The 26145-nt window shown below is 56.2% G+C and carries 31 protein-coding genes; 2 read left to right on the top strand and 29 right to left on the bottom strand.

What is annotated here, in order from left to right:
- Positions 1-353: 353 nt before the first annotated feature.
- The 5 genes from FFH21_RS31265 to FFH21_RS29780 all read right to left on the bottom strand — a co-directional run bounded on the left by FFH21_RS31265 (position 354) and on the right by FFH21_RS29780 (position 5284).
- Positions 354-485, bottom strand: a complete 132-nt coding sequence (locus FFH21_RS31265; RefSeq protein WP_366925001.1) for a hypothetical protein — start codon at positions 483-485, stop codon at positions 354-356.
- A 228-nt stretch (positions 486-713) separates the two neighbouring features.
- On the bottom strand, positions 714-1142 hold the full coding sequence (locus tag FFH21_RS29795; RefSeq protein ID WP_054073157.1) for a winged helix-turn-helix domain-containing protein: 429 nt from the start codon (positions 1140-1142) through the stop codon (positions 714-716).
- A 67-nt stretch (positions 1143-1209) separates the two neighbouring features.
- Positions 1210-2895, bottom strand: a complete 1686-nt coding sequence (locus tag FFH21_RS30935; RefSeq protein ID WP_306110116.1) for an LPD7 domain-containing protein — start codon at positions 2893-2895, stop codon at positions 1210-1212.
- Positions 2896-3533: 638 nt separating this feature from the next.
- Positions 3534-3953 carry a hypothetical protein gene (locus tag FFH21_RS30930; protein ID WP_054073156.1) on the bottom strand — a complete coding sequence of 140 codons (420 nt, stop codon included), beginning with the start codon at positions 3951-3953 and terminating at the stop codon, positions 3534-3536.
- 983 nt (positions 3954-4936) lie between these two features.
- Complete coding sequence (locus tag FFH21_RS29780; protein ID WP_054073155.1) at positions 4937-5284, bottom strand: hypothetical protein; 348 nt, start codon at positions 5282-5284, stop codon at positions 4937-4939.
- A gap of 214 nt (positions 5285-5498) precedes the next feature.
- Here FFH21_RS29780 and FFH21_RS29775 point away from each other — a divergent pair, with 214 nt between their 5' ends.
- Positions 5499-6038, top strand: coding sequence for a hypothetical protein (locus tag FFH21_RS29775; protein ID WP_054073154.1), 540 nt, complete (start codon positions 5499-5501; stop codon positions 6036-6038).
- A 25-nt stretch (positions 6039-6063) separates the two neighbouring features.
- On the opposite strand, the gene FFH21_RS29770 is transcribed toward FFH21_RS29775, so the two are convergent.
- From FFH21_RS29770 to FFH21_RS29655, 23 genes are all read right to left on the bottom strand, one after another.
- Positions 6064-6636, bottom strand: coding sequence for a hypothetical protein (locus FFH21_RS29770; RefSeq protein ID WP_054073153.1), 573 nt, complete (start codon positions 6634-6636; stop codon positions 6064-6066).
- Positions 6633-7376 carry a StbB family protein gene (stbB, locus tag FFH21_RS29765; RefSeq protein WP_054073152.1) on the bottom strand — a complete coding sequence of 248 codons (744 nt, stop codon included), beginning with the start codon at positions 7374-7376 and terminating at the stop codon, positions 6633-6635. The genes FFH21_RS29770 and stbB overlap by 4 nt, the downstream gene beginning before the upstream one ends.
- 305 nt (positions 7377-7681) lie before the next feature.
- Positions 7682-8287, bottom strand: coding sequence for a single-stranded DNA-binding protein (locus FFH21_RS29755; protein WP_054073151.1), 606 nt, complete (start codon positions 8285-8287; stop codon positions 7682-7684).
- 64 nt (positions 8288-8351) lie between these two features.
- On the bottom strand, positions 8352-9119 hold the full coding sequence (locus FFH21_RS29750; RefSeq protein WP_054073150.1) for a hypothetical protein: 768 nt from the start codon (positions 9117-9119) through the stop codon (positions 8352-8354).
- Positions 9120-9146: 27 nt separating this feature from the next.
- Positions 9147-11312, bottom strand: a complete 2166-nt coding sequence (locus FFH21_RS29745) for a type IA DNA topoisomerase (RefSeq protein WP_054073149.1) — start codon at positions 11310-11312, stop codon at positions 9147-9149.
- Between the two features lie 27 nt (positions 11313-11339).
- A complete protein-coding gene (locus FFH21_RS29740) occupies positions 11340-11702 on the bottom strand; it encodes a TrbM/KikA/MpfK family conjugal transfer protein (RefSeq protein ID WP_054073148.1) in 363 nt (120 codons plus the stop codon).
- A gap of 40 nt (positions 11703-11742) precedes the next feature.
- The gene (locus tag FFH21_RS29735; RefSeq protein WP_054073147.1) at positions 11743-13410 is read right to left on the bottom strand and encodes a type IV secretory system conjugative DNA transfer family protein; all 1668 of its coding nucleotides are present in this window, start codon (positions 13408-13410) and stop codon (positions 11743-11745) included.
- Complete coding sequence (locus FFH21_RS29730; RefSeq protein WP_054073146.1) at positions 13410-13640, bottom strand: hypothetical protein; 231 nt, start codon at positions 13638-13640, stop codon at positions 13410-13412. The genes FFH21_RS29735 and FFH21_RS29730 overlap by 1 nt, the downstream gene beginning before the upstream one ends.
- Positions 13641-13764: 124 nt before the next feature.
- Positions 13765-14121 carry a hypothetical protein gene (locus FFH21_RS29725; RefSeq protein ID WP_016569416.1) on the bottom strand — a complete coding sequence of 119 codons (357 nt, stop codon included), beginning with the start codon at positions 14119-14121 and terminating at the stop codon, positions 13765-13767.
- A gap of 9 nt (positions 14122-14130) precedes the next feature.
- Positions 14131-15162 (bottom strand): P-type DNA transfer ATPase VirB11, encoded by a 1032-nt coding sequence (virB11, locus tag FFH21_RS29720; RefSeq protein ID WP_003407093.1) that lies wholly within the window; start codon positions 15160-15162, stop codon positions 14131-14133.
- Positions 15163-15171: 9 nt separating this feature from the next.
- Positions 15172-16539: a TrbI/VirB10 family protein gene (locus tag FFH21_RS29715; protein WP_054073145.1), complete on the bottom strand. Its 1368-nt coding sequence runs from the start codon at positions 16537-16539 to the stop codon at positions 15172-15174.
- Positions 16526-17335 carry a P-type conjugative transfer protein VirB9 gene (locus FFH21_RS29710; protein WP_054073144.1) on the bottom strand — a complete coding sequence of 270 codons (810 nt, stop codon included), beginning with the start codon at positions 17333-17335 and terminating at the stop codon, positions 16526-16528. Before FFH21_RS29710 ends, FFH21_RS29715 begins: the two co-directional genes overlap by 14 nt.
- The gene (locus tag FFH21_RS29705) at positions 17325-18113 is read right to left on the bottom strand and encodes a virB8 family protein (RefSeq protein WP_054073143.1); all 789 of its coding nucleotides are present in this window, start codon (positions 18111-18113) and stop codon (positions 17325-17327) included. Before FFH21_RS29705 ends, FFH21_RS29710 begins: the two co-directional genes overlap by 11 nt.
- A gap of 37 nt (positions 18114-18150) precedes the next feature.
- A complete protein-coding gene (locus tag FFH21_RS29700; RefSeq protein WP_054073142.1) occupies positions 18151-18453 on the bottom strand; it encodes a hypothetical protein in 303 nt (100 codons plus the stop codon).
- Positions 18454-18520: 67 nt separating this feature from the next.
- Positions 18521-19453, bottom strand: coding sequence for a type IV secretion system protein (locus FFH21_RS29695; RefSeq protein WP_054073141.1), 933 nt, complete (start codon positions 19451-19453; stop codon positions 18521-18523).
- Positions 19454-19463: 10 nt separating this feature from the next.
- Complete coding sequence (locus tag FFH21_RS29690) at positions 19464-19817, bottom strand: hypothetical protein (protein ID WP_054073140.1); 354 nt, start codon at positions 19815-19817, stop codon at positions 19464-19466.
- 32 nt (positions 19818-19849) lie between these two features.
- On the bottom strand, positions 19850-20536 hold the full coding sequence (virB5, locus tag FFH21_RS29685; protein ID WP_054073139.1) for a P-type DNA transfer protein VirB5: 687 nt from the start codon (positions 20534-20536) through the stop codon (positions 19850-19852).
- Positions 20533-23007, bottom strand: a complete 2475-nt coding sequence (locus tag FFH21_RS29680) for a VirB4 family type IV secretion system protein (protein WP_054073160.1) — start codon at positions 23005-23007, stop codon at positions 20533-20535. Before FFH21_RS29680 ends, virB5 begins: the two co-directional genes overlap by 4 nt.
- A complete protein-coding gene (locus FFH21_RS29675; protein ID WP_081007185.1) occupies positions 22934-23422 on the bottom strand; it encodes a VirB3 family type IV secretion system protein in 489 nt (162 codons plus the stop codon). The genes FFH21_RS29680 and FFH21_RS29675 overlap by 74 nt, the downstream gene beginning before the upstream one ends.
- 12 nt (positions 23423-23434) lie before the next feature.
- On the bottom strand, positions 23435-23770 hold the full coding sequence (locus FFH21_RS29670; RefSeq protein ID WP_016569406.1) for a hypothetical protein: 336 nt from the start codon (positions 23768-23770) through the stop codon (positions 23435-23437).
- Complete coding sequence (locus FFH21_RS29665) at positions 23770-24477, bottom strand: lytic transglycosylase domain-containing protein (protein WP_054073138.1); 708 nt, start codon at positions 24475-24477, stop codon at positions 23770-23772. The genes FFH21_RS29670 and FFH21_RS29665 overlap by 1 nt, the downstream gene beginning before the upstream one ends.
- 12 nt (positions 24478-24489) lie before the next feature.
- The gene (locus FFH21_RS29660; RefSeq protein WP_054073137.1) at positions 24490-24732 is read right to left on the bottom strand and encodes a hypothetical protein; all 243 of its coding nucleotides are present in this window, start codon (positions 24730-24732) and stop codon (positions 24490-24492) included.
- An 88-nt stretch (positions 24733-24820) separates the two neighbouring features.
- Complete coding sequence (locus tag FFH21_RS29655; RefSeq protein ID WP_054073136.1) at positions 24821-25354, bottom strand: transcription termination/antitermination NusG family protein; 534 nt, start codon at positions 25352-25354, stop codon at positions 24821-24823.
- A 244-nt stretch (positions 25355-25598) separates the two neighbouring features.
- On the opposite strand from FFH21_RS29655, the gene FFH21_RS29650 reads away from it, so the two are divergent.
- The gene (locus FFH21_RS29650; RefSeq protein WP_054073135.1) at positions 25599-25955 is read left to right on the top strand and encodes a helix-turn-helix domain-containing protein; all 357 of its coding nucleotides are present in this window, start codon (positions 25599-25601) and stop codon (positions 25953-25955) included.
- 4 nt (positions 25956-25959) lie between these two features.
- Here the strand turns inward: FFH21_RS29650 and FFH21_RS29645 are convergent, their stop codons facing one another.
- Positions 25960-26142, bottom strand: coding sequence for a hypothetical protein (locus FFH21_RS29645; RefSeq protein WP_052810478.1), 183 nt, complete (start codon positions 26140-26142; stop codon positions 25960-25962).
- Positions 26143-26145: the final 3 nt, after the last annotated feature.

Below are 26145 nucleotides of genomic sequence, written 5' to 3'. Positions count from 1 at the left end.
GCCTCGCCGCCTTGGCCATCTGGTTGGCCAACAGCGAAAAAGGACGTCACACAAAGGTGCAGCAGGGGGGGCAGGGCGCGCTCATAGGCGGCGCACAGCTGTAGAAAAATCTTTTCCATAAGTTCACCGTTCAGCGGTGAACTGATGGCTTCACTTTTGACGGCTTGCACAAAGCCGCAGTGAACGCCATAATCAGCTCACGTTATGTGTGTTGAACAGGTACTCCGCAACCAAACGGCCTGTTCAAGATTTTCCAAAAAGCCCCGGCGCCAACCGGGGCTTTTTGGTTTCTGCAATTCAAGTATCTACACGATTGAAATCTCTGAGGTTTCGGGCTGCCTACGTAGACCTTCTTACGCGTCTACTGAGCTGTCATCTAGTCCAAGTCGAAACTGCGGGTGTTCCACACCTGCATCCACCTCTTTCAGATATGCGTGGACGGCGTCACGGAGTTGTTTGGACACCGTCGTACCGTTCGCGCGCATAGCTGCATCAAATCTTCGCTTATTTTTTTCGTCAAGTTTAAAGCTGACGACGCAGATCTTTTCGGATGTCATATAGGGCCGCCAAGGTAATACGGTCTGACTCAACCCGGGAGAGTAGAAGTTCTACGGTAGTACGTCAAGCAAGCTAAGCTGATAAAGCTTGGCGGCTGAAGGACTTACCTTTGAAACGTCCGTCAAACCATGAGGTTACAGCGACCCATTGGAGTATCAACAAGGCGTAGGGCGTAGTCGACCGAGAACGTGCAGGATTTCATTTTCAAAAGCGACTTTCGATGCGAGGTCGACCAGCTGCGCATGACGTTCTGCTACGCACCTCAGCAAGCCAGGCAGGTGACCGAGCTGGGGTAGCTCATGGCTGTTCGCGACCCGATGGCCTTTGTGATACTCCGCCGCGATGTAACCCTGCGTTTCCAATGCCCGTAAAGCTTCGCGTACGGGCATGCGGCTGACCTTGAAAGCATTGGCAATGGCCTGCTGTGTGAGTCGTTCACCGGGTGTCAGCCGCCCATCAATGATGGCTTGGCGAAGAGCCTCTTCAATAGTCTCGCGGGGTAGGTCGATAGGCTGTGCAATGCTAAGGGCAATGGTTTCAAGCAGGTGCTGCACGTGCTGTTTTTGCGCTCTGTGGTTAATCATGTCCTTTCCTCTCAAACGAGTACGAGCGGAACCACCTCCAGGTAAGGAGGTGGTTTTCCGGCACGGCTCACTCCATGTTCATGCCGTCTTCTTCATCTGGCGATGACAGCTCTGGAGTGCCGGCGGCGATGGCCTGACCCTTGGGCGTGGTCTCAGCCACTACCCGTTCAGGCGCGACCGGCTGCGCTGACCATTCGCGGCGGTTGACTGTTTTGTCCGTGACAGTGCCGTCCTCTTCAATGACCTGCACCACGACCGGCTGGGTGCCCAGGTCTTCCAAACGGACCTGGTCGCCTTGCTTCAGATCTGCGTCGCTCATGGCCTCTTCCAGCCCTACGCCCCACACAGTGCGAGGCTTACCTCCTTCGGGCTTGAGCGTCACGAAGTAGCTCATCTGGTTGTCGTCATTGTGCTGATACGGTGCTTCCCCATGCTCGATAAGCGTGCCCTCGATGACTTTGCTCCTGGACGGGGCTGTTTGGCCCGTTGCTGCTTGAGGTGTCGGAAACAGACGCTCTTCCACCTCATTGACTATCTGAGCAGCCATCGCCGTGAGGTGGTCCAGGTCATCGACCAACTTAGGTGAGTTTTCGACTTGCTTGTAAGCAGCGACAATGCCGGCTTTGAACGCTTCGCGGTAGCTGTCGTTTTCCATGTAAGCCGTCAGCATGGCAGCGGCTTCAGGTGTCTTGTCATTCGTCGCAATGATCCAGACGGCATGGTCTTCACCTCGCAAGCCCATGACCGTGTCAGAGGCCCTGACATCCGCTTCGGACATCGGGAAATCCCGACGCCATTGCGCTTCAAGCCTGACCAGCTCGCTGGGGCTCTGCAGGGCCGGGTCGTTGGCCAGAGCAGGCTTCGCAGCTTGTGGGGTCACCGGTTCAGGCGAAGTGTCTGAAGGCGTTGGCACGCCGGTCGGCATTTCTGCTGTAGCCGTTGCTGCGGAGTCCGCAGTTGGCTGCGCACGCTGAGCCTGCCATTGCGCAAACGCCTGGTCGCCTTTGGGCTGACCGCGTTCAGGGATGCCCAAGGTGATGGCCACCGTCTCCACGAACGCAATGCGTTCCGGCTCCGGCACGGTGTCCAGCTGGGTGGCCAGCGCCTGACTAACCTGATCAGCCGTTTTGCCTTCTCCATACAGCGCCTCGATCGGCACCGTAACGCCCAGGCGGTCTGCCTGGTCCCGCACGTCCCGTGTGGCGTCGTCAACGTGCCGAGGCAAATCGGTGGAAGGACCAATGCTCTGGCCATCACGTTCGATGTCCAGCTCTGCACGGCGGTCCGCCAGGCTTTGATTCATGGCCTTGTCGGTGAAATGCACGTCCAGGCCATTCTTGGCCACCGCCTCGATCACCAGCTTTTTGAATTCGGCAGTGCCGTTGATCGTCAGTGTGCTGCCAAACCTTTCCCGGGCCAACTGGAGAGCTACGGACACACCGGCTTCGGTGATGCCCGTGCGGCGCATGGAAATGCTGGTCCCCGTGTCGACAAACAAAGTCTTGTCGGTCTGTTTGTCCAGGTAATGCACGTTCTGACTGAACTTGGCCTTGCGGGTGTAAAGATCCTTGGCGCTGAGGTCGCGGGCCCGCTCACTGGCGGCGACTGGATCAATCTGTTTGGCGAAGCGATCCAGGACCCGCTTTACCTGGTCACGCACGCCTTCACGGCCTGGGCCCCTCGCGCCGCTGATGCTGAAGCCAGGGTCTTCTTTTTCATCGTCCAAGAGATTGCGTATGGCTGCACTGCCCATGAGATTTACCTCGATGTTGGGTTTCGGGTTGTGGAACTGTTCACGTGCTTTGATCCGCTCGAACGTCAGCACAGAAACCAGCTGTGCCTTGTCCTGGCGGGTTAAACGTTGATCGGAGAACACGGCGCGCCTGAGCGCGAAATACTGCTGATCGATCCGGCGTATGGCCCGGCGGTGGGCCGGAGCGATCTGGTTGTGCTGAGCCTGCCGCGTGAAGTACGCGGCCACCGTGGAGGCGTGTTTGTTAACTGTCAGGGCCTTGATCGAAGCCCGCTTGAACACCAGCGCCTTGTCTGCAGGTCGCTTGAGCGGATCGAACAGCATCCGGGCGCGCTGCTCGATGTCAGCCACCGTCGCGACCCGATTCGGGTTCTTGGCGTAAGGCGGGACGACAGACCCAGGCCGCCATTGGCGGGGAGGGCGAGGCTTGCCTGAAGTCCTGGGCCTACGACCGCCAGTGGAGCGTCCAGGCGTTGTTGTCGCAGTCACCGCCTTGGGCACCGCTGGGACGGAAGGTGATCGGTAGAACACCAGCGCGTTGTCCGAAGGCTTCTTGAGCGGATCAAACAGGCGTCGGCCCCGCTCCTCGATGTCAGCAATGGTGGCGACACGGTGGGGGTTCTTGGCATACGGAGGGACTACGCGTCCAGCTCGTACTCGGGCGTTTCGGGGTTTTCCAGCTCCGGATCGTCGTCGGCCTGTTGCGCCTGCTGGCGTTGCTGTTCCCGTTGCTTCCTGAGAAACGGCGGCAGGCCCGCTTCCTCCTCTTCCTCGCTCAGCTGTGGACCCGTTCCGTCTTCCTCGTCCTCCTCCTGGTACAGGTGGTCGCAATCCAGAATTTCCTCCTGGTTGCGACTGTCCCACGTGAACGTGTGCATCACTGGGCAGTAACACCGCACCGTCACGGCTTCGGGTCGGTCCGGCTTGCCGGTGATCTGCCACATGGCTGACGGACAGGTCTTGCACGCCATCGGCAGATGGCGCAATGCGTCGCCCTGTAGTTTCAGCAGGACTTCGCTTGTGATCTCTCTGTCGTTGCCCGGTGTGTACGTTGTCATGGGATTCTCCGTAAGTTTTATAAAATTTCTGTTCACATTCGTTTAGGATTCGCACCCGATCTTCAGGTGAAGACGCCACATACAGTTTCCGAAAGTCGGGCCCTGCTTTACTGACATACTTAATTTCTTTGGCTCGTTGCGGCCATTCCAGCAAGCGATCACGAATAACATTTGGATCAAGCGGAGGTTTCTTCAACTCTCGACGGACGATGAAATCATCTTGAAAAATTGTATCTTTAAGATTGGTAAATTTCGCATCGCCAGGTAACTTGACGGCAATATATTCATTTGGCTTGCCTTCATTGCGAACGCGAGTTTCCCCATGCTCTCTAACCAACTCATAGAACCCAACACGGGTTTGTACACATTGCTCAATAACCTGTTTGACCAGGTCTTGTTTGAACTGGCGATTTTTCCCATAAAAGTCGTCGCCCTTGTAGCGTGACAACACACTGGCGGCGTCTTTAATATCAGCCCGCACATGTTCCCGTGGCGAAGAAAGGTTATACTTGTGGTTTACATACTCCTGAAACGCTTCCAAATGCTTTTCAGATTGCGAGTAATTTGATCCGACAGGGTCAAATATATTTCCAGACAAAAGATTCTTCTTAGGGATGACAATATGAATGTGCGGCTTGCGCTCTATTTGCTCGCCTGTTTTTTTATCTGCGAGCGTTTTTATTTTGGGCAAATGAGCCTCTGCGTAAAAATTAAATTCCTCCTCTTTATAAGCGCACATCATGAACTGCTTAAATTCCTGCGTAATGCTATTAAGCACATTGTGCGGAATATAATCTTCACGAAACGCGAGGGTAATGGTCAAGTAGCGATCTTGGCCTTTATCTTCAATGCTTTCGTACACCACGCGGGTCAGGTCAAGATCGCCGTAGAGAATAACGCGATGATCAAGTTCATCTCGGGTAAATTCACGGCCAGACTTTGTCCCTTCCTCCAAATACTCTTGAACACCAGCGTTGTAGCCTCTAACTCTTATCAGCACGGTCCACCCCAGCTAAAAGCAAGTCTCGAATCGACATGAGGGTATTTGAGATTTTCAGGAACAACGCCTCTGAAACAATGCCTCTGTGGTGGGCCTGGTGAACTCGCTTGGCAAGTTGGTTCAGGTTGTTACTGGACTTGTTGAAGATGAAAACCAGCCGCTCCTGGTCCACCGAAGCCGCTTTGAATACCGGAGTTTTGTTGAGCAGCAGCTCGCGGAAGAACACCGAAGACTTGGTGCCCGACTGCTGCATGATTTTTTCAAAGGGTGCGTACTGTTCTTCGGTCAGCCGAAAGGACACTACGCGATCCTTGTTGCGTTTTTTGAGCATGGGACCACCTCTCGGATACCAACCGACAACAACAAATGACAGACGACGCTTTTCCGCTTTGCGGGGTTTCAAAGGGGTATCCCCTTTGGCACGGACGATGTTTTCAAAAAGGCGAAGCTCTTTTTGTAAACAATCGTCAACGTGCCTGTTTATCGAATTCGAGATAGGGGGTCAGCAGGGTGAACCCACGGGTTACATCAGAATTGCATCAGAAATGCTCGGTATTACGTCAGGAATACTTGGCATTGCGTTTTTCTACATCAGTGTTACGCTCGAATACGACAGATTTACATCAGAATTACATCACTTTGTACGCAGCAAGGGGCAAATCGTGGCTCAAGTAACCGAAAACCGGCGTGAGGCGTTGGCAGAACTGGCACAGGACAGCAAAGCCAGGTCGTACACTGCGCAGATCCGCGACCTGTATGATGTGATCGAAAACGCCCTGGACTCAGGTGTAAGCAGGACGGTGATCCACCAAAAACTGGTTGATACCGGACTTGCAGTCAGCCTTCGTCACTTCGACCAGGCGCTGTACCGAATCCGTAAAAGCCATAAACGAGCCGGACAGGTTAAACACCCCCTCCCTGAAAAAAACGACAGCGCAGCGGTCAGCAAACCCGCATTGCTGAATGGCGAAAAAACCACGCCAAGAGCCAACATCAGGCAAAGCATGAAGGAGATCAGGGAGGAGGTGGAAAACACAGACTGGGCCAAAGTCATCAGTGACGCGAACAGAACTTCAAAGCCATGACAGGGTATGGTTGCTAGCTCCGTAGTTACGGCGCGAACTGTTTCTTAATGGCGGATGGTAGCGTATCAATGACAGCCTGCTGTTTTTTGTATTCGTGGTAGAACCATCGATTGGTTTCATTAACGTCCTGAGCCTTTATCGCTACCCAACCCATTGCGGACACTACCACGATGCTCAAGGCCACAAATCCCGCCAAGACGATGTAATTGAACCGTGAAGCCTGCGTGTCACGGAAGTTACCGGATAAAGCACTTACTCGCTTTTCCAAGTCATCGATTTTTATCGCTGCGCGCTGCAACGCTGGTTCGAACACTCGCTCTAAACTCTGGTGAATGGCCGTGGACATTTCCAAAGCAACGTCCACACCTGCTTTGGCGGCAGTCGCTTGAATGACTTCCTTTGTCGTTTCTTGCAAAAGCAAGGCGGTATCTTCCGCATCCTCTACAGCGTCGGCCACAATATCCAGAGAATCCCTCATCGATAGCTCAAGCAATTGCGGTATGCGTTTTACATCATCGTGCAAACGACCAACATCGCTCAGAAGCTCAATGATCAGGGCATCACGCGCAGTTGTTGGGACAGCTTCAAGTTCACTCATTTGATCACCTCAATGCCAAACAGCGCTGTGAACACCGCATCAAGCTTGCGATTGACGCCTTTACACAAGAGTGTCAGCCCGAACATATCAGACCAACGATCACGCTCCTGTGCGCTGGCATCTTTATTCTTGAGGAGTGTTTTGTAGTCGGTGTCATCGTTCATTACGGTTTGCATTGAGATACGGTGGATAGACAAGGCGTCAAACAATGCTGATTCAAACACGGCACATTCTGGATTCAACGTGAATGCGCCGGCGCGCTGGTGATAAGCAAAAATAATCGGAAACTCTGCATCAACATCCTTTTTGACACGATTGAACAATACAAGAATCTTTTCAGGAGGTACGCCCAGGGAGGCCAGGCTGCCGATCATGCTGACTGTTTCTTTTTGCTCCTTGGTGCCCGAGGTGACTGGGATCACGAAGTAGTCGACTTCTTCATGAGCATCGTCAAACTCCTCCAGGTTGGCCATGAAGTCTTCAACGTTGGATGCTCCGACATCGATGATAGCCTGATCCTCAAGCATGAGTCGTTTGAACAGCTCACGAAATGCGTTGCCACGTAGCTTCTCTACATCCAGGCCAAGGTTCTCGGCCGTTTCGTTGATGGATTCAATGGCATAGAGCGGAGCGCCGCCCATACGTGGCCACAGCAGGTTGGCAGCGATGGTAGTTTTGCCAACGGTGCCGGTGTAGTTAATGACGACGACTTTCTTTTTAAACCAACTGATCGCTTTCATTTGGTATTCCTTGAATAGAGGGGTTCGCACCGGGTAAACACCACCCTGTGTGCTTGATCTGAAAAATGTTGATGCCAGGCGGTTTGAACACCAAGGGCGCTGCCCTTGTCATCCTGCAACGGCCGCGTTGACCTCGGGAGCGCGGGGTGGTGAAGCTACCCCACACTCCCAAGGTGAGGCTTTTCTGTACGGGGGTGCGTCAAGTGTTCGCTGCGCCCGTGCTTCCGTTCGCCGCGACGATAGAGCGTGTCACGGCGAGCCGGGAGCGCGGCACCTGACGTGGCCAAGATCGCTGTATGGGTGGGTCAGACCAGCATCCAGCTAAACCGGTAGGGGTCCATGAAGGGGATGTCGGGATCAAGGCCGTCAAAATCCCCAGCAGGTTGCGGTGCAGGCGCTTTGGCCTGAGTCTGCTTGCCTGATGCACGTGGCGGTTTTGGTGACGCTTTGCCCTTGCCGGACGATTTTTCCGGTGCCGCCTGCTGGGGAGCTTGCTGCCGAGGGGGTTCCTGGTGATCACTGCCACCGCTGCCCTGGCCGTTTTGCCCATGTGGGGAGTCACCCTGTGGACGGCCACCCAGCAACTGCATCGTGCCCTGCATGTCCACGACGATTTCCGTGGTGTAGCGCTTGATACCGTCCTTTTCCCATTCGCGGGTTTGCAACTTGCCCTCGATGTAGACCTGCGAACCCTTGCGCAGGTATTCGCCGGCGATTTCAGCGACCTTGCCAAACAGCGACACGCGGTGCCATTCGGTCTTTTCGACCTTCTGACCGGTCTGTTTGTCGTTCCATTGCTCGCTGGTGGCCAGGCTCAGGTTGGTCACCGCAGTGCTATTGGGCAGGTAACGACAGTCAGGGTCTTGTCCGCAGGTGCCTACCAGGATCACTTTATTGATGCCACGCGCCATGATTGCGCTCCTTCTTCAATGAGTGCTTAAAGGGATGTAAGGGGGTGTTACGGGACCTATGGACTTACCAAAAGGCGTCCATGGCGATACGTTCGAAGCCTGCCAATTGCGCTTCGTGTTCCTCATGAAAACGCTCGTAGCGATCCATGTGTTCTTCGCAGAACCGCTCCAGGGCGTCGGGCTGAAGGCGTGGCGAATAGATCAGCGCCGGTTCGGCGTCGTCGTCCACGAACTGCTCGGTGCCATCGGGAAACATCAGACGGCCCACACCACCAAGCAAGATTTCAACGGCAGTGGTATAGGGGGCGTTTTTGCTGGCGTCGGGATCAAAATGGATTGTCGTGTTCAGCAGCTCGCGGCCCCGGGCCGAAGACTGCGCAGCAGGGGCCAATATCAAGGCAGTTGTGCCGTTTGCCGACAACTCAAACTCGGCAAAACAGGTGTCGCAATCTACTGGACGCCAAGTCATTTCCCATTTTCTGACGTTGACGATATCAACAGTTGCGGGGGTTTCGCAGTTGGGGCAGTGCGCGGTCATCGTGTCACCAGGTGGCCACTGAGCAACACGTTCGGTAAAGGTCTGTGCAAGCCAATCAGCGTCTGCGGTCAGGATGGTGACTTCGTCGAATGGGGCTATCAGCAGCGCCTTGATGATCTTGGCCACCCAATTCGGATGTCTCGCCATTTGTGCCTGAGCATCAGCAAGTGCCTTGCGACCCAATGCCACCGCTTCAAGGTCGTTGCTTGGAATCGAAGCTGTTACGGCTACAGCCTGGGCCTGAAGCGCTTCAAGGGCGGCATACGCACCCTTGGGTAATTTCTCGTCTGACATAACAAATGCCTCCGTTGAGGAGAGGGGTCATGCGCGGGTTGGTTTGCGGCTGAATACGAATTCCAGCTTGGCTTCGTGATTGAGCTTCAGGGCCGCTTCAAAGGACTTGCCGGTTTTCTTGCTGTGAAAACCCTTCAGTACACCGGTCTTGCCATTCGTCAGCAGCGCCTCGATCTGGCCAGGCGACAGCATCTTGCCGCTGACTTCCGGATGGAACTTGAAGGCGCAGGCGCGACATCCGATCACTCGCGGGGTAACAGCCAGTTCACCCCCACACATGGGGCACTGGGCGTTCAGGCTGTCCAGCACCGGCTTACCGTCGCCTTGCACGTTGCCCAGGTCGATGCTCTGCACCTGGTCTGCGATGAAGCCCTCCAGTTCGTCCAGGAACGCATCCACGGTCAGTTCACCGGACTCGATCATCTGTTGCTGTTCATGCCAGAGCGCGGTCATGTCCGGCGTGGTCGCAATCGCTGGCAACGCGGCGATGAACTCCAGACCCAACTGGGTGGGGATCAGTTTTTTCTTCTCTACCGCGTAGAAGCCACGCTCCTGCAGCTTGGCCAGCACCGCGCCACGGGTCGCCGGGGTGCCGATGCCGCCGTTCTCGCCTTTCTTGCCCTGGTCACGGTCGATCAGCAGCTGCTTGATGCGCGGGTCTTTCACATACTTGGCGACCCGCCGTAGGTCCTTTAGCAGCTCGGCTTCGGTGTAGAGCGGCAGCGGCTTGGTCTTTTCCTTGGCCACGGTGATGCCGTCGCACACTCCGGCGTCACCGACTTTCAGATCCGCCAGTGCATCGAAGGGGCTTGCGACCTCGGCGGCGTCCGACGCATCTTCGTCTTGCTCGTTTTCTTCAGTGACCTGCGCCGTCCAACCGGGCTGCGTCACTTTGGTGGAGCGCGCAACGAAGGTGTGGCCGTTCACGCCAAAACGCACTTCGGCACTGAGGTAGCGCTTCTCGGGCAAGAACTGCGCGACGTAACGTTTGACGATGGCCATGTACACGGCGCGCTCATCGTCACTGAGCTGGGCAATGTCGATCTTCACTGCCGTTGGGATGATCGCGGTGTGCGCAGAGACCTTGCTGTCGTCGAAAGCCCGGCTTTTACGTTCCGAATTCACCTCAGTAAACATCCCGGCCAGGTCGGGCAGGGCTTCGCTGAGCAGGCTCAAGGTCTGCGGGGCCTCAGCGAATTGTTCGTCGGACAGGTAACTGCAATCGGAACGGTTGTAGGTGATGGCCTTGTACTTCTCGCGCAGTGCCTGGGTCAGGGCCAGGGTTTTCTCGGCATCGATGCTGTGGGTCTTGCTCATGTACACCTGAAGGTCGAGCAACGCGAACGGCAAGGGTGCTTGGGTTTGCTTCTCCTCCACACGGGCCTCGATCACGCTCGCTGGTTTCTGCCGGCACGCGTCGGCTACCTGCGTGGCATACGCCTCGTCGATGATGCGGTTCTTGTCATCCATCGGGGCATCCGCAGCCACCACGAGGCGGGCCTGAGCACGACTGCCACCAACGGCCAGGCTTGCCGTAACCGTATAGTAAAACGCACTGGCGTGACTCTTGTTGGCCAGGTAGCGATTCACGATCAGCCCCAGGATCGGGGTCTGCACGCGGCCCACTGACAACACGCTTTTGACGCCCTTGGCCCTACCGGCCAGGGTGCAGGCGCGGGTCATGTTGAAGCCGTACAACTGGTCGCCGATGCTGCGGGCCAAGGCTTTCTGGAACAGGCCATAAAACTCGCGGTTGTCGCGCAGGCCGTCCAACGCTTTGCGGGCAGCATTGGCGTTCATGTCGTTGATCAGGATGCGTTTGACCGGCGCGGTGTTGCCGAAATGCACCAGGACCTCATCGACCAGCAACTGGCCTTCATCGTCCGGATCACCGGCGTGGACGATTTCCGAAGCACGACCGATCAGCTGCTGGACGATGCTCAGCTGGTCCTTGGTGCGTGCGATGGGCTGGTACTTGGCCGGACGCAGCTTCAGAGGCAGGTCGGCCTGAACCCAGTTTTTATAATCGGGGTTGTGCACCTCGGGCGGGGCCAGTTCGAGCAGGTGGCCCACGCACCAGGTGACGATATCGCTGCTACCGCACTCGAAATAGCCGTCCTTGCGTATGACGGTGCCCAGCGCTTCGGCAATGACCTGGCCCAGGGCGGGCTTTTCCGCAATGAATACTCGCATGGTGTTCTCCTTGTCAGGATCTGGGGCTTAGCCCCGGACCTTGCCGAACTTGTCGTTGATTTTTTGGGTGTAGCTCTGATCAGCACCGGGGCAGCTGTTGAGGTAGTCCTGGCGCGCCGTGGCGGTCTGGCTCCATTTGATGTTCCCGTGCTTCTTGACCAGGATGCTGAAGTAGTCCTGTTCGGCGCTGCGGCACTCGCTGCCACCACTGTTGCCGGTGAACTTGCCGTATAGGCAAAGCACCGACTTGCACGGGTCACCGGCGAAGGCTGAGCCACTGCCCAGCAAACACATTGCGAATAGCGCGCAGACCCGCGTTTTGCCGCGACCGGGCACGGCGTTGCCAGCGGCATGACCCTGGCGGTCAGCCGTTTTGCTGAAGGTATTCATGGTTTGCTCCTGCTGACGCCGGATGGCGTCGGTGGGGGTGTTACATCGTTTCGTGGGTATCGTGAGCCTGCACAGACTCTGGCTCTGGGTCCGGCTCTACCTCAACTGGCTGAGCCTTGTCCGTTGCGGCCTGAGCCACTTCGATTGCCTGAGCGTTGGTGTCTCTGGGATTCCAGCGCTGCCGCTGTTCGGCCTGCATGGGCTTGGTGTCAGCCACCGCCACCTTGGCTTCGACGGTTCGCACCGGTACGGTTAACGCGTCGATCTTGGAGGCATCCCCCACGGGCAAGGGCGGCGGCGGCAGCTTTTCTCGCGACCTGAACACCTCTTCCTCGTAGTAAAAAATCTTGCGAGCCAAAATCTTCAGGGCGGGCGTGGTTTTGGTCCCCTGTACGAAGATTAACTGTTTGTCATAAGGCAGCTCGTTGATGTCTTGGGGCAGCATCAAGGGCCGGGGCTGTTCGCTGTAGCTGTCTGTTTGCCCTTGAGCCCCAACCTGATGCTTCTGCCTGTTCAACGACTGGTTATGGACGCGCACGGTGGTATTACCCAAGCGCCTGCTGTACTCCTCGGCCAGCTTAATATCACCAGGGGCGAACACGATTTCATTGTGAATCGCCTTCATGATGGCGTTGGCAGCTTCCTCACCATAGATAGCCCGCAGCTGATCCTTACCCTGGAAAATGAAGAAGAACCTCAGCCCCGCGCCTCGGGTCAAGGCGGGCGCAGTCTCCAAGATTTCAATACGGCCCATGATGGCCAGCTCATCCATCAATAGGGCCAGCTGGTACTTGTACCGAAGCGTGCCGTCTGCACAGTGCCCGCCTTGCTCCGGTATGACTTTGGAATTGAGCCGTATGGCCTGAGTGAAGAACAGGTTCATCAGCGGGCCGTACTTCTTCAGCGAACCCTCGGTGACACTGAAGTACGCAGTCATCTTTTCTTCACGGGCTTTGGACAGGTCGATGTCATCCCCTGACACGGCCCAGGCCACCGTCTTCTCGGCATACACCGACAACACGTCGCGCACGATGTCCACGGTGGTGGACCAACCGCTGCTCTTGTTTTTCGAGGCCTCGAATACACCATTAAGCTCGCGAAGGGCTTCAAAGGAGAGCGCATTAGGGCCGGTGCTGCGCAGCTCGATGATCTGCTGAGCCCACGTCCCCATCCCTGTCCCCAATGAGCCAATTTCATAGGCCTGGGGCAACGTGAAGGGCATGTCCGGCGTTTCCATCAGATACAACAGCACGGCGGTGAAGACGTTGCCTGCCTTGTTGTACCACTCCTGGTTCTTGGGATTGTCGGAGACGAACAGCACCCTGGCAATCGTGCGAATCTCCCCCAGCCGGTAGAGCGGATCGCGGTTGATTGCGCTCAGGGGGTTCCAGCGGTGCGTCTCCAGGCGCTCAGGTGAAAAGCGGTAGACCTTGTGACCAGCTGATGCACGAAACCCCGAGGTGATTTCCCAGTTTTCAAATTTCGGATCGTTGACCACCATGGAATCGGGGTAGCTGAGCAGGTTGGGGATCACAGCCCCGACCCCTTTCCCGGTGCCCGGTGGTGCGGCCAGCATCACGAACTGTTGCCCGTAGCTGGCCAGAAACGAATCCTCCGTGGGGTGCTTGCCGAGCAGGAACGCGGGGTGTTCATCGATCCGTTTTTGGGGATTGTCCGGGCTGATGGGTTTGGATTTAGCTCTGGCCATCAGCGACTCCCTGCTCGACGTTCAATCGCTTGGGCGTCGAGGCTTTGTTGCAAGGCGATGGCCACCTGCTGATTCGCCTGGATCTGCCTGAGCGATGAACTGATCTGATTGAGCTGGGCGAGTGCGATACAAATGCCCAGCCAAGCTGCAATGACGAAGACAACGCCCAGTGCAATGGGCAAGGGCAAACCCAGAAAGAGAAGGGGTTTCGATTCTTTTGATTGTTCCATTGGTAACCTCTCCAAGGTGTTTCCGGACACAGCTCGACCCCAGACGGCTCTGGCCGTCTGTGTGGCGGTGCATTGGGATAGTTTGGAAATGCAGGCGTATTAGGGGGCGACGCGGGTGCAATGCCTACTTGCTGGTGTTCTTGTATTCGCCCTGGTACTCGAACTGGCGCAGCTCGCGGTTGTTGGCAAAGCGCGCATCACCGTGCAGCGAGGTCTTGGGCTTCAAGCGCACGAAAAGGGCCATTAGCGTGATGCCGACCGGCAGGAAGGTGAGGGCAGCGGTCACACACCATGACCACGGCACGTACAGCATCCGCCGGTCGTTCCAGGCCAGCTTGCGGGCTTCCCATAGTGTGTCCCAGGCCAAGCCAGCGAAGTGACCTTGGGTCAGGTGCAGATACATAGCACCCCCTGCATACAGCCCGATCACGAAGCACACAGCCATCATGAACACGATTGATAACGAGACTTTCCACCACATGGTGTTCTCCTAGGCTGCGCGTTGACGCTGGCCATTGAGCAGGGCCAGCTTGTGTTCGGGTTCGTAATGCACTTCTTCGATGTAGGTGTTTTCCATGTACACCACCACGTCGAATGAGGTGCGCACCAGGCGCTCGATGTACGCGTAATCCAGGCCGAGTCCAATGGGTGACTGCTTCACCAGGCCGCACACACGGGCATAGCCTGCTTCACTGTCATTGGCATGCGCAGTGGTCACGGTGCCCTTGGTGCCGGTGTTCAGAATCTCGATGTAGTGCCACACCTCGTCACCGGTCAGCTCGGCCAAAAACAGGTGGTCAGGCTTCATCCGCATCGCGCTGGCCACCAGGGCTTTGGGCGTCACCACATGGCCATAGAGCAAATGCACATGGTTAGGGTGGAAGGGCATGGGGTCCTCCAGTATTTCCTGGATCGTGATCATGCGGCGGTTAACCGGAAACATGTCGATCAGCGACTTGCCGTAAGTGGTTTTACCCGAGCCCGGCCCGCCAAAAATGATGATGTTCTGGCGATTAGCGATGGCGATTTCCATGAATCGGTGCCACTCGCCGGCTGCGTGGGCTTCCTGCATGTCGCGCTGCCAGGCTTTCAGGGTCAGTATCGGTGAAGCGATGGCCTTGGCCCGGTCATAGCGACCGCTGTTGACGTAATCCATATGGGTGAAGCGATCCAAAGAGGGTTTTCGAAACGTCATCGACAGGGTGCCCTCTTCGCACGCCGGGGCCATGACGATCTGGCCCCGCTCCCCGCCAGGTAATTTCACAGTGTGAATAGGTGAGTGAGGAGCCAGTACGCGGTATCTCAGCGCACAGAGCGCATTGGCCAGCCGCCAGCACAGGTTGTAGGTGAGCCAAGGCGCTTCTTCGTGTTCCCAGCCGTTTGGACCGTCCACCCACAACTCGTAAGGCCGGTTGATGGCCACGTCCTTGGTGCCCTGACGATTTAGGCGCTCGGTGGCACCTGCCTGGTCGAGGAAGTCCAGAACCAGGGTGTCTTCGGTGAGTCCTTGCTCTTCAGTCATGAATACTCCTTAGCGGTTCTCGAAAACCGATGAAAAGTCGATGTCGCGGGCCACGATGACGGTGATCACGGTGCCAGGCAGCAGTTTCCCGGTGTCAGGTATGTTGATGGTGCTGTCCAACGCCTTGTTGGCCATGCTCTCCACGTTCTGCTCGCTGTTGTTCACCGTGTAACCTCCAGACCCCGAGCTTTTCTGCGTCGTGTTGGACGCGGCCTGAAGCGCGTCCTGAATGAACGACAACATCACCGCACCGCCAAAGCGCTGCATGTAGTGACGATCGATCCAGGCTTCGGTCCCGCTGGCTCCCATGGGGCCTGCTCCCAAGCTGTCAATCTTGGCCCGCACACCCGCTTGGGTTTCGATTTCGGTCCAGGTGGTGAACACGCTGGTTTCGCCTGGCCCAACCTCAACCGTCTGTTCACCGGTGAGCTTGTCACCTGCTGCCGCAATCACCGTGGAGCCATCAGCGGAATACAGCGGATCGGTCAGACGACAATCCACCATCCCTGGGTGGGTACTGATGATTTCGGTATACAGCGCGCAGCGCGTGTAGGTGTTGTGGCTGACCAGGTACTTGCGGTTCGGTGCCAGGTACGCCTTGGCCGGGACAAAGGTGGTACCGCCCAGATTGCTCAGGCTGCTGCGTTTTCTGCTGGACGATTCACCACCCAGACCGCTGCTCGATCCGCCCTGAATGTCGGCCAGCATTGAAGGCGGCAGGGATGGCTGCTCGCCGGACGGCTGTTGCGGCTGAGGATTCCCAGCACCAGTACCCTGCGCGTCTTCCGAGGTCACCAACATTTCACGTCCCAGTTTGCGTTGCCGGGGGGTCTGTTCCACGGGCGTGTTCTGGCCGGACGCGCCGGGCGGTGGCGGCGCACTACCGGCATGGTCCTGACCGTTTTTTCCGCGCTCGGCATCCTCTTTCTCCTTTTGCTCCTTGGCCAATCGCTCTCTTTCCGCTCGGGCTCGCCTTTCCTCTTCCGCTTTGTCAGCGGCCAGTTTGGCTTCCCGTGCCTTTTTCATGCTGTCGTCACTGCCCAGATTCACGTCCAGGGTCGCGTCCTTCTTGACGTTGGTTTCATCGACCTCGGAGCCGGTGGTTTTCATCTGGGAAATGGTGAAGTACCAGAGTCCGCCAATCATCAGCAGCCCTACAAACACCAGCCCGGCCATGCCCAAGTAAAGCGTCTTCTTGTTTTGGGTATCGCCTGTGCGTTTGGCCCGCACATCAAAGGCCCCACGGGCCTGGGTGCTAGCGGGCTCGGAGGCCGGTGCCTGTTCCGGGGCTGCTGTGGTCGCTGCTGATTCGGGCGGCCCGATGCTGTCCGGCCCTTGAGTGTTCTCCGGAGCCTGGTCGTTGTCATTGTTCTGCATGCTTAAGCTCCCGAATCTCGCCGGTAGTGGTCCCGTTGAAGTTGTACCCCGTGTTCACCTGGGCAGTAGGCCGGGCCTCTACAAGCAGACCGTTCAGGCGAAACCGAAACAATCGGCTGACCCCATGCACCACAATCACGTTCTGTTCGTTGTGCATGTCGGCTACGGTTTCAGTGCCATCGGGCAGTACCTGGTACAGCACAGGGCGCGGTCCGTTGCCGGTAAAGCGGAAGCAGGTCAGCATGCCGTTGTCCCAGCCCTCATAAGGCGCTATGGATCGACTCTCTTCGTTAGAGCGCTTTTGATAGGGGCCGTTTTGCACCGGGCCGTCACAGGGGTTGCCGGGGTCACGGCGAGCCGCGACGGATTTTTTCGGCGGCTCGGGGTAGGTGAAGCGCAGCAGATACGTCGAGTCCTCGGTGCGCTCGACCAGCTTCAGCTCAATCAGATAGGTACGCCGATTGGTGTTAATGGTCAGGTTCGTATCGGGTTCCTTATCCGTGATCGGCTTGAGCGAGACCATGTTGCCAGCCTTGTTAGGGCCAATTGACCAGGCTTTCGGATCGCCCGAGACCATCAGCCCGGTGTCCTGATTGATCGTCTCGTTGGATTGGAGCTGGACGAGCGCTCCACGGCCAACCGTCGCTTGCACCCTGAACACCTCGTCAGGGGAATAAATGGCCGTCTGCACGCGGCGGTCCAGTGCTGAGCCAGTACCCATGCTCTCGGCGTAGGCGGGCAGGCCGGACGTCAGAAACAACAAGGCGGTGAGGCCTGAAGCGGCTTTATTTACCATTGGACACCCCCACTTCCTGGGTCATCGTGTAGGCCTTGACCCCAAAACCTCGGGAATTTAGCCACTGGTCACCGGCTTTTTTGGCAGGGTTTTTGTAGTCGTAGGTCACTGTGGCCACCCAGGTGACCGGGTGCAGCTGGGGATCGGGGACGCCGTTGCGGTCCAGCACGGTTTTAGTGATCCGCACCTGGGCAGTGCCTTCCCGATCTTTGCGTTCCAGGAAGTTGATATTGTTGATATCCGTGCGTATTTGCCGGTTGGTCCCCAGCACTTCCAGATAGCCCTTGGAGGACAATTGGAAGTTTCGGTACTCGGTAAAGGTCTCGTCATAGGACATCAACTTGACCATGGCGTAATTGGCATCGTTACTCGAAAAGTTGTAGCTCTCGCGGAAACGGGTGTACGCGGAAAGCCAGAACTCGTCATCGATCTGCTCCTGGGGCTTGCCTTTGTCGTCGGCCCACACCACGTCCGTGTAGCCGGAGTTTCTGTCTACACGTACCAGGCCAAGTTCTACGGTCTTGAGCGGGGTCAGGCCCATCACGGCGGCAACTGACATGACGGCAATGGCCCCAAACACGTAATTCAACCGCGTTGCTCGTTTGGTCTTGGCCTTTTCATCGGCGGCGATGTTCTTTTCAAAGTACCGCGCTGCATGGATCCACGCCTGCTCAACCAGGCTGATTTCTTGTGCGGTAGCCGCATCGATGCTGGTACGGGCGGCCAGTTGGCGCTCCTGCTCGATCACGTCCTCTTTGGATTTTCGAAGCTTTTTCATAAGTCACCTAAACCTGGACAAACACGTGCTGCGCGGATCAGTTCGCGGAGCATTTGGAATCGTTAGGCAGGGCCTCGGCAGGCTTTGCCGGGGAGGCGCTTGCCGGACGCTTTGAAGGGGTGATCTTGAGCGACTGGGCCTTGGGCGCAGGGCTCGCTGCTGGCAGCACCCGGCCAGGCACGGGAGCAGGCGTTGCCACGGGGGCAGCGCGAGGCGCAGGGGCATGGGTGAAGGGCATGTCTTCCCATTGCCCTTCCGGTTCGGACAGTTTGGGTGCAGAGCCACACCCTGACAGCAGGGCAGCCGAAAGCAGCCCGCTCAAAGCAAGTTTGAAATTCATAGTGGAGTACCTGAGAGAAGCGAGGGTGTTGCAACTAAGGAGAGGGCGTAGCCGGTGAAGCGGTGTGTTATTTGATGTTGTTGCGTCCCCTCCGCAGTCTTGAAATGCCGGCGGCGACACCGCGTGTCATGCCTTTGGCTGCACCAAACCCTGAAATGCGGCTGACCATTCCGCCTCCGGAGGGACCGCCGCCCATGATGGAAGCCGCCTGACCAGGCAGTTCGATGACCAGCGCGGTGAACGTGCAGAAGACGATCAGGATGGTGATATTCCCTTCCAAGGTGGTCGTTAACGTTCCGTCTTTAATCATCACGGTGTTAATGAAGCCTATCTCGATGGCAAGGACAACCGATATCAGGACCTGAGCCAACATAAAACCACCGATGGCTGCAACCCACCCCCAGAAATACTGCTTGGTCTGATCAAACAGCAGAAAGGCGATGAACAGAGGCCCTACGGCCACAACAGCCGTTGTCGAGACTTTCAGGACAAAGAGGGTGGCGACGGCGGCCAGCAAGAACGGGATACCTCCCAGCACATAGAACACCACCCCCTGAATACCCAGCCAGATATCAGCAAGGCTGGCGCCGAAGATATTGAACTTCATAGCCCCTATCAGGCCGCTCAGGTTCGCCGCATAAGTAACAATCAAACTGTCGATCTGGTTGGTTTGCGTGCCCTCCTGGCCGGACAAGATTCCCCCCATCCAATTGGGGAGGCCGGTGATAAAAGGCACAATTGTCTGAACGTACCATTGCACATTGAACGCACACGCGGTGATGGCAGCCATTTTTATAATTTCTTTGGCCACATCCTCGAAGGCAACGTTCATGCCCCGGTACAGCCATTGCATGTTGCGAAGGGTGAAGTGGATCAACCACATGGTGCCGAAGAGCGCTCCTAGCCCCAGCATCACCTTGGCCATCCCGGTGACCAAGGCGCTTTGCAGAGCGGCATCAACGAAACCAAACAACGTCTGGGCTATTTTTGTTACGTCCATGCCGCCTCCGTTATTTTGCTCGGGTATAGGTGATGTAATCGTAATAGATGACGTCGCCTTCCAAACGCATGGTTACAAGACCATTAGCCATGCTTAAGACACTGTCCGACTCAGCCTTGGCTTCGAACAGCTTCATGCTTTTTTCTCTTTTGCCATGCCCCAAAATATCATCAGTGGTTTCGAGATTTACGTGGAAAATTTCGCCATCCTTAGATATATCCATGACATAGGTTGGCTTGCCCATTCTTTTCATGTTTTCGCCAGTCCATCGCCCCACAAATCCATCCCCTTTGCTATCGAAGCAACCCGACAGCGCCAGTGCAAACAGGACCAAGCACGAAAAAGCAGTCATTTTTTTAAACATAGGTCATCTTCCCTTTTGAATTTATTGGTTAATCACTCGTAGCTGGGCCGCACGCTCGTTTTACCGTTCATGTAATCACGGAACGCTTGTGCCCGTTTTTCGTTTTCCATTTTCTCTTGCTGCTGCTGAAGCATCTGCATGTTAGCCAGCCGCATCTGCTGGTTTTGCAGCTCGATCAACTCCTGCTGGTAACGCAGCTGTAAATCCTCCTTCTGCTGTGGGGTCGTCACTTCATTCAACCGCGCCCGTAGCAGCTCGGCGTTCTTGACTCGTTCAGTGCTGGCGTTGTAATTGCGCTCCAGCGCATCGGCAGCCGACATCAACTGGTCGAATTTCGCCTGCACGCTGGCATTATCCGAAGTTAAGCCGTACCGGTCACGCAAACTGGCGATGTCCCGGCCCGTGCTGTACACATCGGCCCACTCGCCCATGGGCATGACCTTGTTCAAGGCCGGGTCATTCAGGAACCCACCCAACATGTCGTTGCCGGTGATGATGCTTTTGTAGTGGTTGTATTGCTGCGCGACCTGGGTGATGCCTTCCTTGGCTGTACTCAGCGCGTCCATCGCCTGTTTGGCCTGGGCCAACGCATTCGCCTTCAGCGCGAGCAGGTTAGACGGATCCAGGACCGGAACGCCTGGTACTGCCGCATGCGCAGCAGGCAGGACTGTGGTCAATATGAGCGCGCTAAGCGCGTAAGCCATCACGTGTTTTTTCATGACGAAACCTCGATTTCATTCTGTTCCTGAAGGGCCTTCCAGGCTTTTTGAAAGGCCGGCATCCAGCGCTGTGCATCCCGCGTGTTCATGGACTGGCGCAAGCCCTCGGCATAGTCGAACGCAGGCAGCCACACGGCGGGATCGTCGGTGTTCAACCATTGGCGCACGGCCTCTGCCACCAGAAACGCATCGACCCACACCGTGGGATCGGTCGTGCCCAGGTGTTGCCGAATACGCTCGGCCACCGCCAGGTTCTTTTTCGTAGCTGATAACAGCGGCAGCCAATACTTGAGCGGACCGTCCAGCTCCATTTTCAGCTTCACCGTCTGGTGACCCTGCTGTACCACCATTTCCCGGCTCAGCGGCCCCATGTCACGCACGGCCTCAAACACCTTGCCGGTGACGCCGAATTTGGCGTAACCCTCGGCCTGCGCTTTCTTGTTAGGCAGCCAGATAGGTGTTGTCACTTGCTGAATGACCGCCGGAGCATACTTCGTCGCCAGCGCCTGTTCGGGGTACTGGGTGTCCATGATCAGGATTTCCCCGCGCATGCGTCCGCTTTGCAAGACTTCCTGGATGGCATCCGCCGTGCTTTTGAACGACAGCGGTGCCCAGTACTCGGCCACCACGTTCAACAGCAGATTGCCAGGGCGGGCTTCGTGCATTTCGCGCTTCATGTAGAACAGCGTGTTCAGAAACGCTTCCATGACCTCGGGGTGTTTCTCGGGATAATTGTTTTTAAGCAACTGCGTGCAGTCGAAGGCCAAACGCCGGTAGGTCTGCGCATTGAACTGGTTGACCGGCGAGTCCAGAACCCAGGCGTACTGACCTTCGCGGCCTTCACCGGCCAAACGGCACCATTTCGATAGCCGGGTGTGCAGACAATTGCCACCCTGATGGGGGATGTTTTGCAGCAGCAGCGACATGCCCCGAAGGCGCACATTGGTATGCGCCATAACTGCTTCGACCGAATCTTTGATCGTGCGCTGGTCGGCTTCGTCGGTTTTCGCAGGACCACCGGCGCAGCACAGCACCAGGTCGATGAGCATTTGCCGCAACCCCGGACTGTCGTGGAACTGGAACGGGTTGACGCCGGTGAAGTGGCCAGGCTGCACAGTGTAATACTCGGCCCCTAATGCACACAGCAGGTGTTTCAGCGACTCGTTGTAGTCGATGCCGAAAATCAGCGGCTCGAAACGGCTGAGGAAAGTCAGCAAGATGGCCTCGGCGGTGGTTTTACCCACCCCGGTTTGGCCCGTGTAAACCGCATGACCTGGCAGCATTTCACCGAGGTTGTTCTGGCCGGGCGGGCTGTCATGCACGTTGAGCACATACAACGCCTTGTTGGCCGTCAGCACGGGCATGACTCCTGTCCCGTCTCCGATGGGGTTGCCCTTGACCTTACCCGTCGGGGTGGAGTGCAGTGAAAAGCTGTCCGCCAGGTTCTCGGTCGATTTCATCATGGGGTACATGGCCTCGGTCACACCTGGGAACTGCGTGTACCAGGTATCGACGTTGCTCATGGTCGAACGCACAAAGGTCGCGTCACGCACTGTGAACACCGACGTCATTTTCGTGCCGTTCTCGATGGCCTGGTCCGGGGTCTTGCCATAGACGATCAGGGAGGCGTGATAACGACCGAACGCCTTGTCACCCAGAGTGATGTCTTCGATGGCTTTTTCAAGCTCCTTGATTTGATGGGAGTCGTTTTCGACGGAGCCCAGATCCGCCTTGTGCTTCTGGAATTTGTCCTTGGCCTTGTTGCGGTCCTCGAACAGAAACGTTTGCACCAGGGTGAACTCGAATTGCTGCTCGTTGGCTTCATCCCACATGCCGGGGTAAGTCCCACCACTGGGGTAGTCGCGCAGGTCAAAGGTGGTCGCGAAACGCTGACCGCCTCGGTTGGGCCGGTTCTCCACAAAATCGTAGTTTTCAAAGTTGGTGACGCTATCAATGATCGCGTCACCCAAGCGGGTGTCACTAACCAGCACGTCTTTTTCGTGCCCGTTGATCAGCAGGCTGTAGTAGCGCCCGATCTGCGAGAACAATGCGCCGTGTTCGTTCTCCTCCAGGCCCATGATCGCTGGGTCATATTCGGCCAGTAGGGTTCTGGTCAGTGACAACAGGTCGTTCATGCGCTGGATTCCGTCATCCAGCTCGCGGTACTTGAGAACCAGGGCAAGGCCGTAGCCCACCTGGTAGAAGGTGCCGTTGCGAAACGGTTCGGTATAAGCGTCTACGAAGTCCTGCAGGGCAGGCAGCGGCATCGTGTACTGCGTGTCCAGCTCGATGCCTGTCTTGGTGGTGTAGGTGTGCACCAACAGGTTTTTCCCTTCTTTCTTGCCCAACGCCAGAAAGTAGCGGTTGCGGGTCTCGCACAGGCGGATCAGTTCTTCATCACTGCGGGTCTCTGGGGAGACCCCCTTGAGCTGGATCAGGCTCACCAAGCGATTGCCTGACAGGGTTGTCATGAGCTCGTCTACCGGATAGCCCATCAGCGGCACTTTGTCCTCCGCTGGCATAACGCTTTTGTGAAAATCGTGCGCCATAGAATTTGCTCCATTGCGGATTAATGGGGGTCAGCAACAACGGCTTGCCGTACTTGAGGTTCAGCCGGAGACGCCGCAGTGCAAAGCGGACGCGGCGTAAATATTGAGGATCGATCAGGCCAACAACCCTCAAGGCGATGAGGGCAATCAGGAATGGGGAGGCAACGACCAGGCCCCACACCCAGGACAGCAGAAACGTCGCGGCAACACCGAAGACCAAGCCGCCCATCAGCAATCCCACCATCGGCATGATGGGAATGTTCCAGAACATCGCGGGCCGACTCATCGCGTTGTAGCTTGGGGAAACCTCTTTTTTGAGCACTTCGTTACCGGCCATAAGCGCTCCTGGTCAACCCGGCACGCCGGTGCCGAATATTCCCCAAACCGCTGTGCCAATGGCAACTGTGGCTCCGACAACCATCAACACAGCAACCTGCTCCAGGTAGTCCATGAAGGTGTGCGAGCGGTCGCCCGTGGAGCGAGCAATCATCCATTTGGCACCTGACCAGATCAGGCAACACAGGCCCAGGGTGCCCGTCAGCATATAAATGCCCAGGCGAATATTGCTGCCATATTGCTGCAACGTGGTCAGCCAGTCAGCGGAGGCGATACCGGGCAGGTAGGCCAGAGCCACCAGCAGAATGCCCAGCTCGCCTTTGTTGGGCACAAGGGTACGTTTGATCATCATTGATCCTCTTTGGGGGGAATTGAGGGTTCTTCAGGGGATTCAGCTGGTGGAGCTGGGGAAGCCGGTGGAGCAGAAACCGACGGTGGTGCAGGTGGCAGATAGCGCGGGTACTGGCGCAGTACGTCCCAGCTTTCATAGGTCGGCTCAACGGTGGACGCCGGGGCCTGAGCGCGCTGGTGCTTGTTCGGTTCGGGTGATCCGCCTTCCAGCGCAGGGACCGTAACGGTGGCCGTGCCTGCGTTGGCCAACACACGTTGCACGTGGCTGCTGCCACCAAATTCGGGCTCGGCCTTGAAGCCACGTTTTGGGTTACCGCTGTAGTAACAGGAAATGGCTTTGTGCAAAGCACTTTGCACATCAGGATCGGCTTTACTGGCCTTTACGTAGCACGCCTGTAGCTCTCGCGCTGCCATGCGCAGGTTGGTGCAGGGTTCGAACACAGGTTCGGGTCGGCTGACATCGAAATGCTGCCGGTTGATTTGGCCCAGGCCGATGCTGAAGTCAGCGCCCTCTGCGACCAGCTTTTTCACCGCCAATACGGCTTCATCCAGGCTCTGCGGTTGACGCGGCAACACTTTGCCGCTCACGCCGATGGCATAGGGATTGAAGGAGGATTCTGTCTTGACGATGGGAGTCAGCGTGTCAGGGTGTATCGAGGGAGCGCATTGCATAGCCAGGGCCAGAAAGGCACTGGTGGTGAGCATTACAGGTTCCTTTTAATCTGGGGCCGTAAGAGGTTTGCCGGGTACCGTTTTTTTGGAATCTTCAATCAGCTGCCCAACGGCCATTTCAAGAAAATTGTCGATGAGATAGCGGGCGAGCTCCGAGGGAGAAATCTGTCTGGAGCTTTGGGTTTCATAGCTCACCCGTATCGCAGCTTTATTCAGCGCCTCCACCCTGACCGCTCGGATATAAACGCTTACTGTCTTGGTGGTTGCTTCATCTTCGGATGACGCCATGGGAACTCCTAAGGGCTGTGAGAACGCAAAAAAACACCGCCTGGCTAAACCAGACGGTGAAATGGGAAATCGTGGGAACTGGTAAAGCCTAGGCAGCATTTACCATCGAGTAGCAAAGGGTTCCGGATCGTCTAACAAGGCGCTCCAGCGCTGCGTCCTGAGCCAGGAGCGCTAAGAACGCTGCTCGGCGCGCAGCTTCAGATTTCATGTCGATGATCAAACGCAGCGTCTTTTCCAGCTCAGTCGGCAAATTACGAAACTCGATGCAATCAAGCGCTCGGTTGGCACGAACCAAAGCCGCCGCCTTCAAGCCCTCTACTGTGCTGTCCTGCATGACACACGCTTGACCGCCAAACTCACAGGTTTGACCGCCGAACTGAACGAACCCATGAGCACCATTCAACGCTGTGATGGTGGTGGTATGCGTCACTTGGGGGTCGAAGCGCAGCAGCAGATACCCCGGAAACAAGCGCACCTCTTTCTCTACCGATGAGGGACGATCCGTGCGTTTGCGAGAGGTTTTTCTGGTGGGGGAAAACACCTCTACATCCAATCGCTCGATCGACGTGATAAGTGACTGATAAACAGAAGAATTGTGCATCAAAACACGCCAATTTTTCATATTCAGATCCTTTTGATCAGGCGCTCTTTCGAATTCCCAAACCGCTGAGCGCAGGGGCGAGTGATTTGCTGATGGAAAATCAGCTCCGTCTATGACTGGGCCGAGATGGCCAACAGGTGACGGATTTGTAGTGAACAAAATAGAGCAAGCAGAAAAAAAAGTAAACAGCATTCTATCTATTAGATAGACATCTTTCTTTTATGAAAGCCAACCTCATGAAACCATGGAGTTTTATGGGTAGAAAATGGACACGCTTCGAACCTTCGTAGGAGCAAAAATCAAGGCTCTTCGTAAATTGTCAGGAATGAGCCAAGCCGCTCTGGCTGAGAAAATAGGCTGTGATGCGCCACTGGTAGGTTGCTATGAAAGGGGTATTTACCTCCCCGGTGTCGAGCAGTTGATAAAAATTTCATTGGCATTTGACGTAGCGCCTGGGGAACTGCTACCAGGCGGCCAAGACGTACTGAGGACGCGCCTGATATCGCTTAGACAGGCAATCGCTGACAAAGCAATAGAAGTTGATTCGCCAGAATCTCTAGAAGAGATTCTGGCATTCATGAACAAATTCACAACCTGCAACAAGTCAGGTGAAAAAATATAAAACCTCAATTTAACCCGTATTTACGAGAAATTTCCATAATTCTAAAACGACGTTGATAGTTGAATTCAACTGCCTCATCATCTATAGGAAAAACACCATCAGACAATAAAGACAAAAATCTTTCGTCTAAGCGTATCAGCTCGATCAATTCTTTAATTTCTCTCACTTCATCTTTTTTGATTATCATTAT

Source organism: Pseudomonas sp. KBS0707, from assembly GCF_005937945.2.
Classification (GTDB): Bacteria; Pseudomonadota; Gammaproteobacteria; order Pseudomonadales; family Pseudomonadaceae; genus Aquipseudomonas; species Aquipseudomonas amygdali.
Note: the sequence above shows the minus strand (reverse complement) of the source record. Positions and strands in the feature narration are given on the sequence as shown.

Excerpts from the sequence above, each read along its gene's own strand:
- FFH21_RS31265 (WP_366925001.1), bottom strand. The coding sequence starts at position 485 with ATGCGCGCGAACGGTACGACGGTGTCCAAACAACTCCGTGACGCCGTC.
- FFH21_RS29795 (WP_054073157.1), bottom strand. The coding sequence starts at position 1,142 with ATGATTAACCACAGAGCGCAAAAACAGCACGTGCAGCACCTGCTTGAA.
- FFH21_RS30935 (WP_306110116.1), bottom strand. The coding sequence starts at position 2,895 with ATGGGCAGTGCAGCCATACGCAATCTCTTGGACGATGAAAAAGAAGAC.
- FFH21_RS30930 (WP_054073156.1), bottom strand. The coding sequence starts at position 3,953 with ATGACAACGTACACACCGGGCAACGACAGAGAGATCACAAGCGAAGTC.
- FFH21_RS29780 (WP_054073155.1), bottom strand. The coding sequence starts at position 5,284 with ATGCTCAAAAAACGCAACAAGGATCGCGTAGTGTCCTTTCGGCTGACC.
- FFH21_RS29775 (WP_054073154.1), top strand. The coding sequence starts at position 5,499 with ATGCTCGGTATTACGTCAGGAATACTTGGCATTGCGTTTTTCTACATC.
- FFH21_RS29770 (WP_054073153.1), bottom strand. The coding sequence starts at position 6,636 with ATGAGTGAACTTGAAGCTGTCCCAACAACTGCGCGTGATGCCCTGATC.
- stbB (WP_054073152.1), bottom strand. The coding sequence starts at position 7,376 with ATGAAAGCGATCAGTTGGTTTAAAAAGAAAGTCGTCGTCATTAACTAC.
- FFH21_RS29755 (WP_054073151.1), bottom strand. The coding sequence starts at position 8,287 with ATGGCGCGTGGCATCAATAAAGTGATCCTGGTAGGCACCTGCGGACAA.
- FFH21_RS29750 (WP_054073150.1), bottom strand. The coding sequence starts at position 9,119 with ATGTCAGACGAGAAATTACCCAAGGGTGCGTATGCCGCCCTTGAAGCG.
- FFH21_RS29745 (WP_054073149.1), bottom strand. The coding sequence starts at position 11,312 with ATGCGAGTATTCATTGCGGAAAAGCCCGCCCTGGGCCAGGTCATTGCC.
- FFH21_RS29740 (WP_054073148.1), bottom strand. The coding sequence starts at position 11,702 with ATGAATACCTTCAGCAAAACGGCTGACCGCCAGGGTCATGCCGCTGGC.
- FFH21_RS29735 (WP_054073147.1), bottom strand. The coding sequence starts at position 13,410 with ATGGCCAGAGCTAAATCCAAACCCATCAGCCCGGACAATCCCCAAAAA.
- FFH21_RS29730 (WP_054073146.1), bottom strand. The coding sequence starts at position 13,640 with ATGGAACAATCAAAAGAATCGAAACCCCTTCTCTTTCTGGGTTTGCCC.
- FFH21_RS29725 (WP_016569416.1), bottom strand. The coding sequence starts at position 14,121 with ATGTGGTGGAAAGTCTCGTTATCAATCGTGTTCATGATGGCTGTGTGC.
- virB11 (WP_003407093.1), bottom strand. The coding sequence starts at position 15,162 with ATGACTGAAGAGCAAGGACTCACCGAAGACACCCTGGTTCTGGACTTC.
- FFH21_RS29715 (WP_054073145.1), bottom strand. The coding sequence starts at position 16,539 with ATGCAGAACAATGACAACGACCAGGCTCCGGAGAACACTCAAGGGCCG.
- FFH21_RS29710 (WP_054073144.1), bottom strand. The coding sequence starts at position 17,335 with ATGGTAAATAAAGCCGCTTCAGGCCTCACCGCCTTGTTGTTTCTGACG.
- FFH21_RS29705 (WP_054073143.1), bottom strand. The coding sequence starts at position 18,113 with ATGAAAAAGCTTCGAAAATCCAAAGAGGACGTGATCGAGCAGGAGCGC.
- FFH21_RS29700 (WP_054073142.1), bottom strand. The coding sequence starts at position 18,453 with ATGAATTTCAAACTTGCTTTGAGCGGGCTGCTTTCGGCTGCCCTGCTG.
- FFH21_RS29695 (WP_054073141.1), bottom strand. The coding sequence starts at position 19,453 with ATGGACGTAACAAAAATAGCCCAGACGTTGTTTGGTTTCGTTGATGCC.
- FFH21_RS29690 (WP_054073140.1), bottom strand. The coding sequence starts at position 19,817 with ATGTTTAAAAAAATGACTGCTTTTTCGTGCTTGGTCCTGTTTGCACTG.
- virB5 (WP_054073139.1), bottom strand. The coding sequence starts at position 20,536 with ATGAAAAAACACGTGATGGCTTACGCGCTTAGCGCGCTCATATTGACC.
- FFH21_RS29680 (WP_054073160.1), bottom strand. The coding sequence starts at position 23,007 with ATGACAACCCTGTCAGGCAATCGCTTGGTGAGCCTGATCCAGCTCAAG.
- FFH21_RS29675 (WP_081007185.1), bottom strand. The coding sequence starts at position 23,422 with ATGGCCGGTAACGAAGTGCTCAAAAAAGAGGTTTCCCCAAGCTACAAC.
- FFH21_RS29670 (WP_016569406.1), bottom strand. The coding sequence starts at position 23,770 with ATGATCAAACGTACCCTTGTGCCCAACAAAGGCGAGCTGGGCATTCTG.
- FFH21_RS29665 (WP_054073138.1), bottom strand. The coding sequence starts at position 24,477 with ATGCTCACCACCAGTGCCTTTCTGGCCCTGGCTATGCAATGCGCTCCC.
- FFH21_RS29660 (WP_054073137.1), bottom strand. The coding sequence starts at position 24,732 with ATGGCGTCATCCGAAGATGAAGCAACCACCAAGACAGTAAGCGTTTAT.
- FFH21_RS29655 (WP_054073136.1), bottom strand. The coding sequence starts at position 25,354 with ATGAAAAATTGGCGTGTTTTGATGCACAATTCTTCTGTTTATCAGTCA.
- FFH21_RS29650 (WP_054073135.1), top strand. The coding sequence starts at position 25,599 with ATGGACACGCTTCGAACCTTCGTAGGAGCAAAAATCAAGGCTCTTCGT.
- FFH21_RS29645 (WP_052810478.1), bottom strand. The coding sequence starts at position 26,142 with ATGATAATCAAAAAAGATGAAGTGAGAGAAATTAAAGAATTGATCGAG.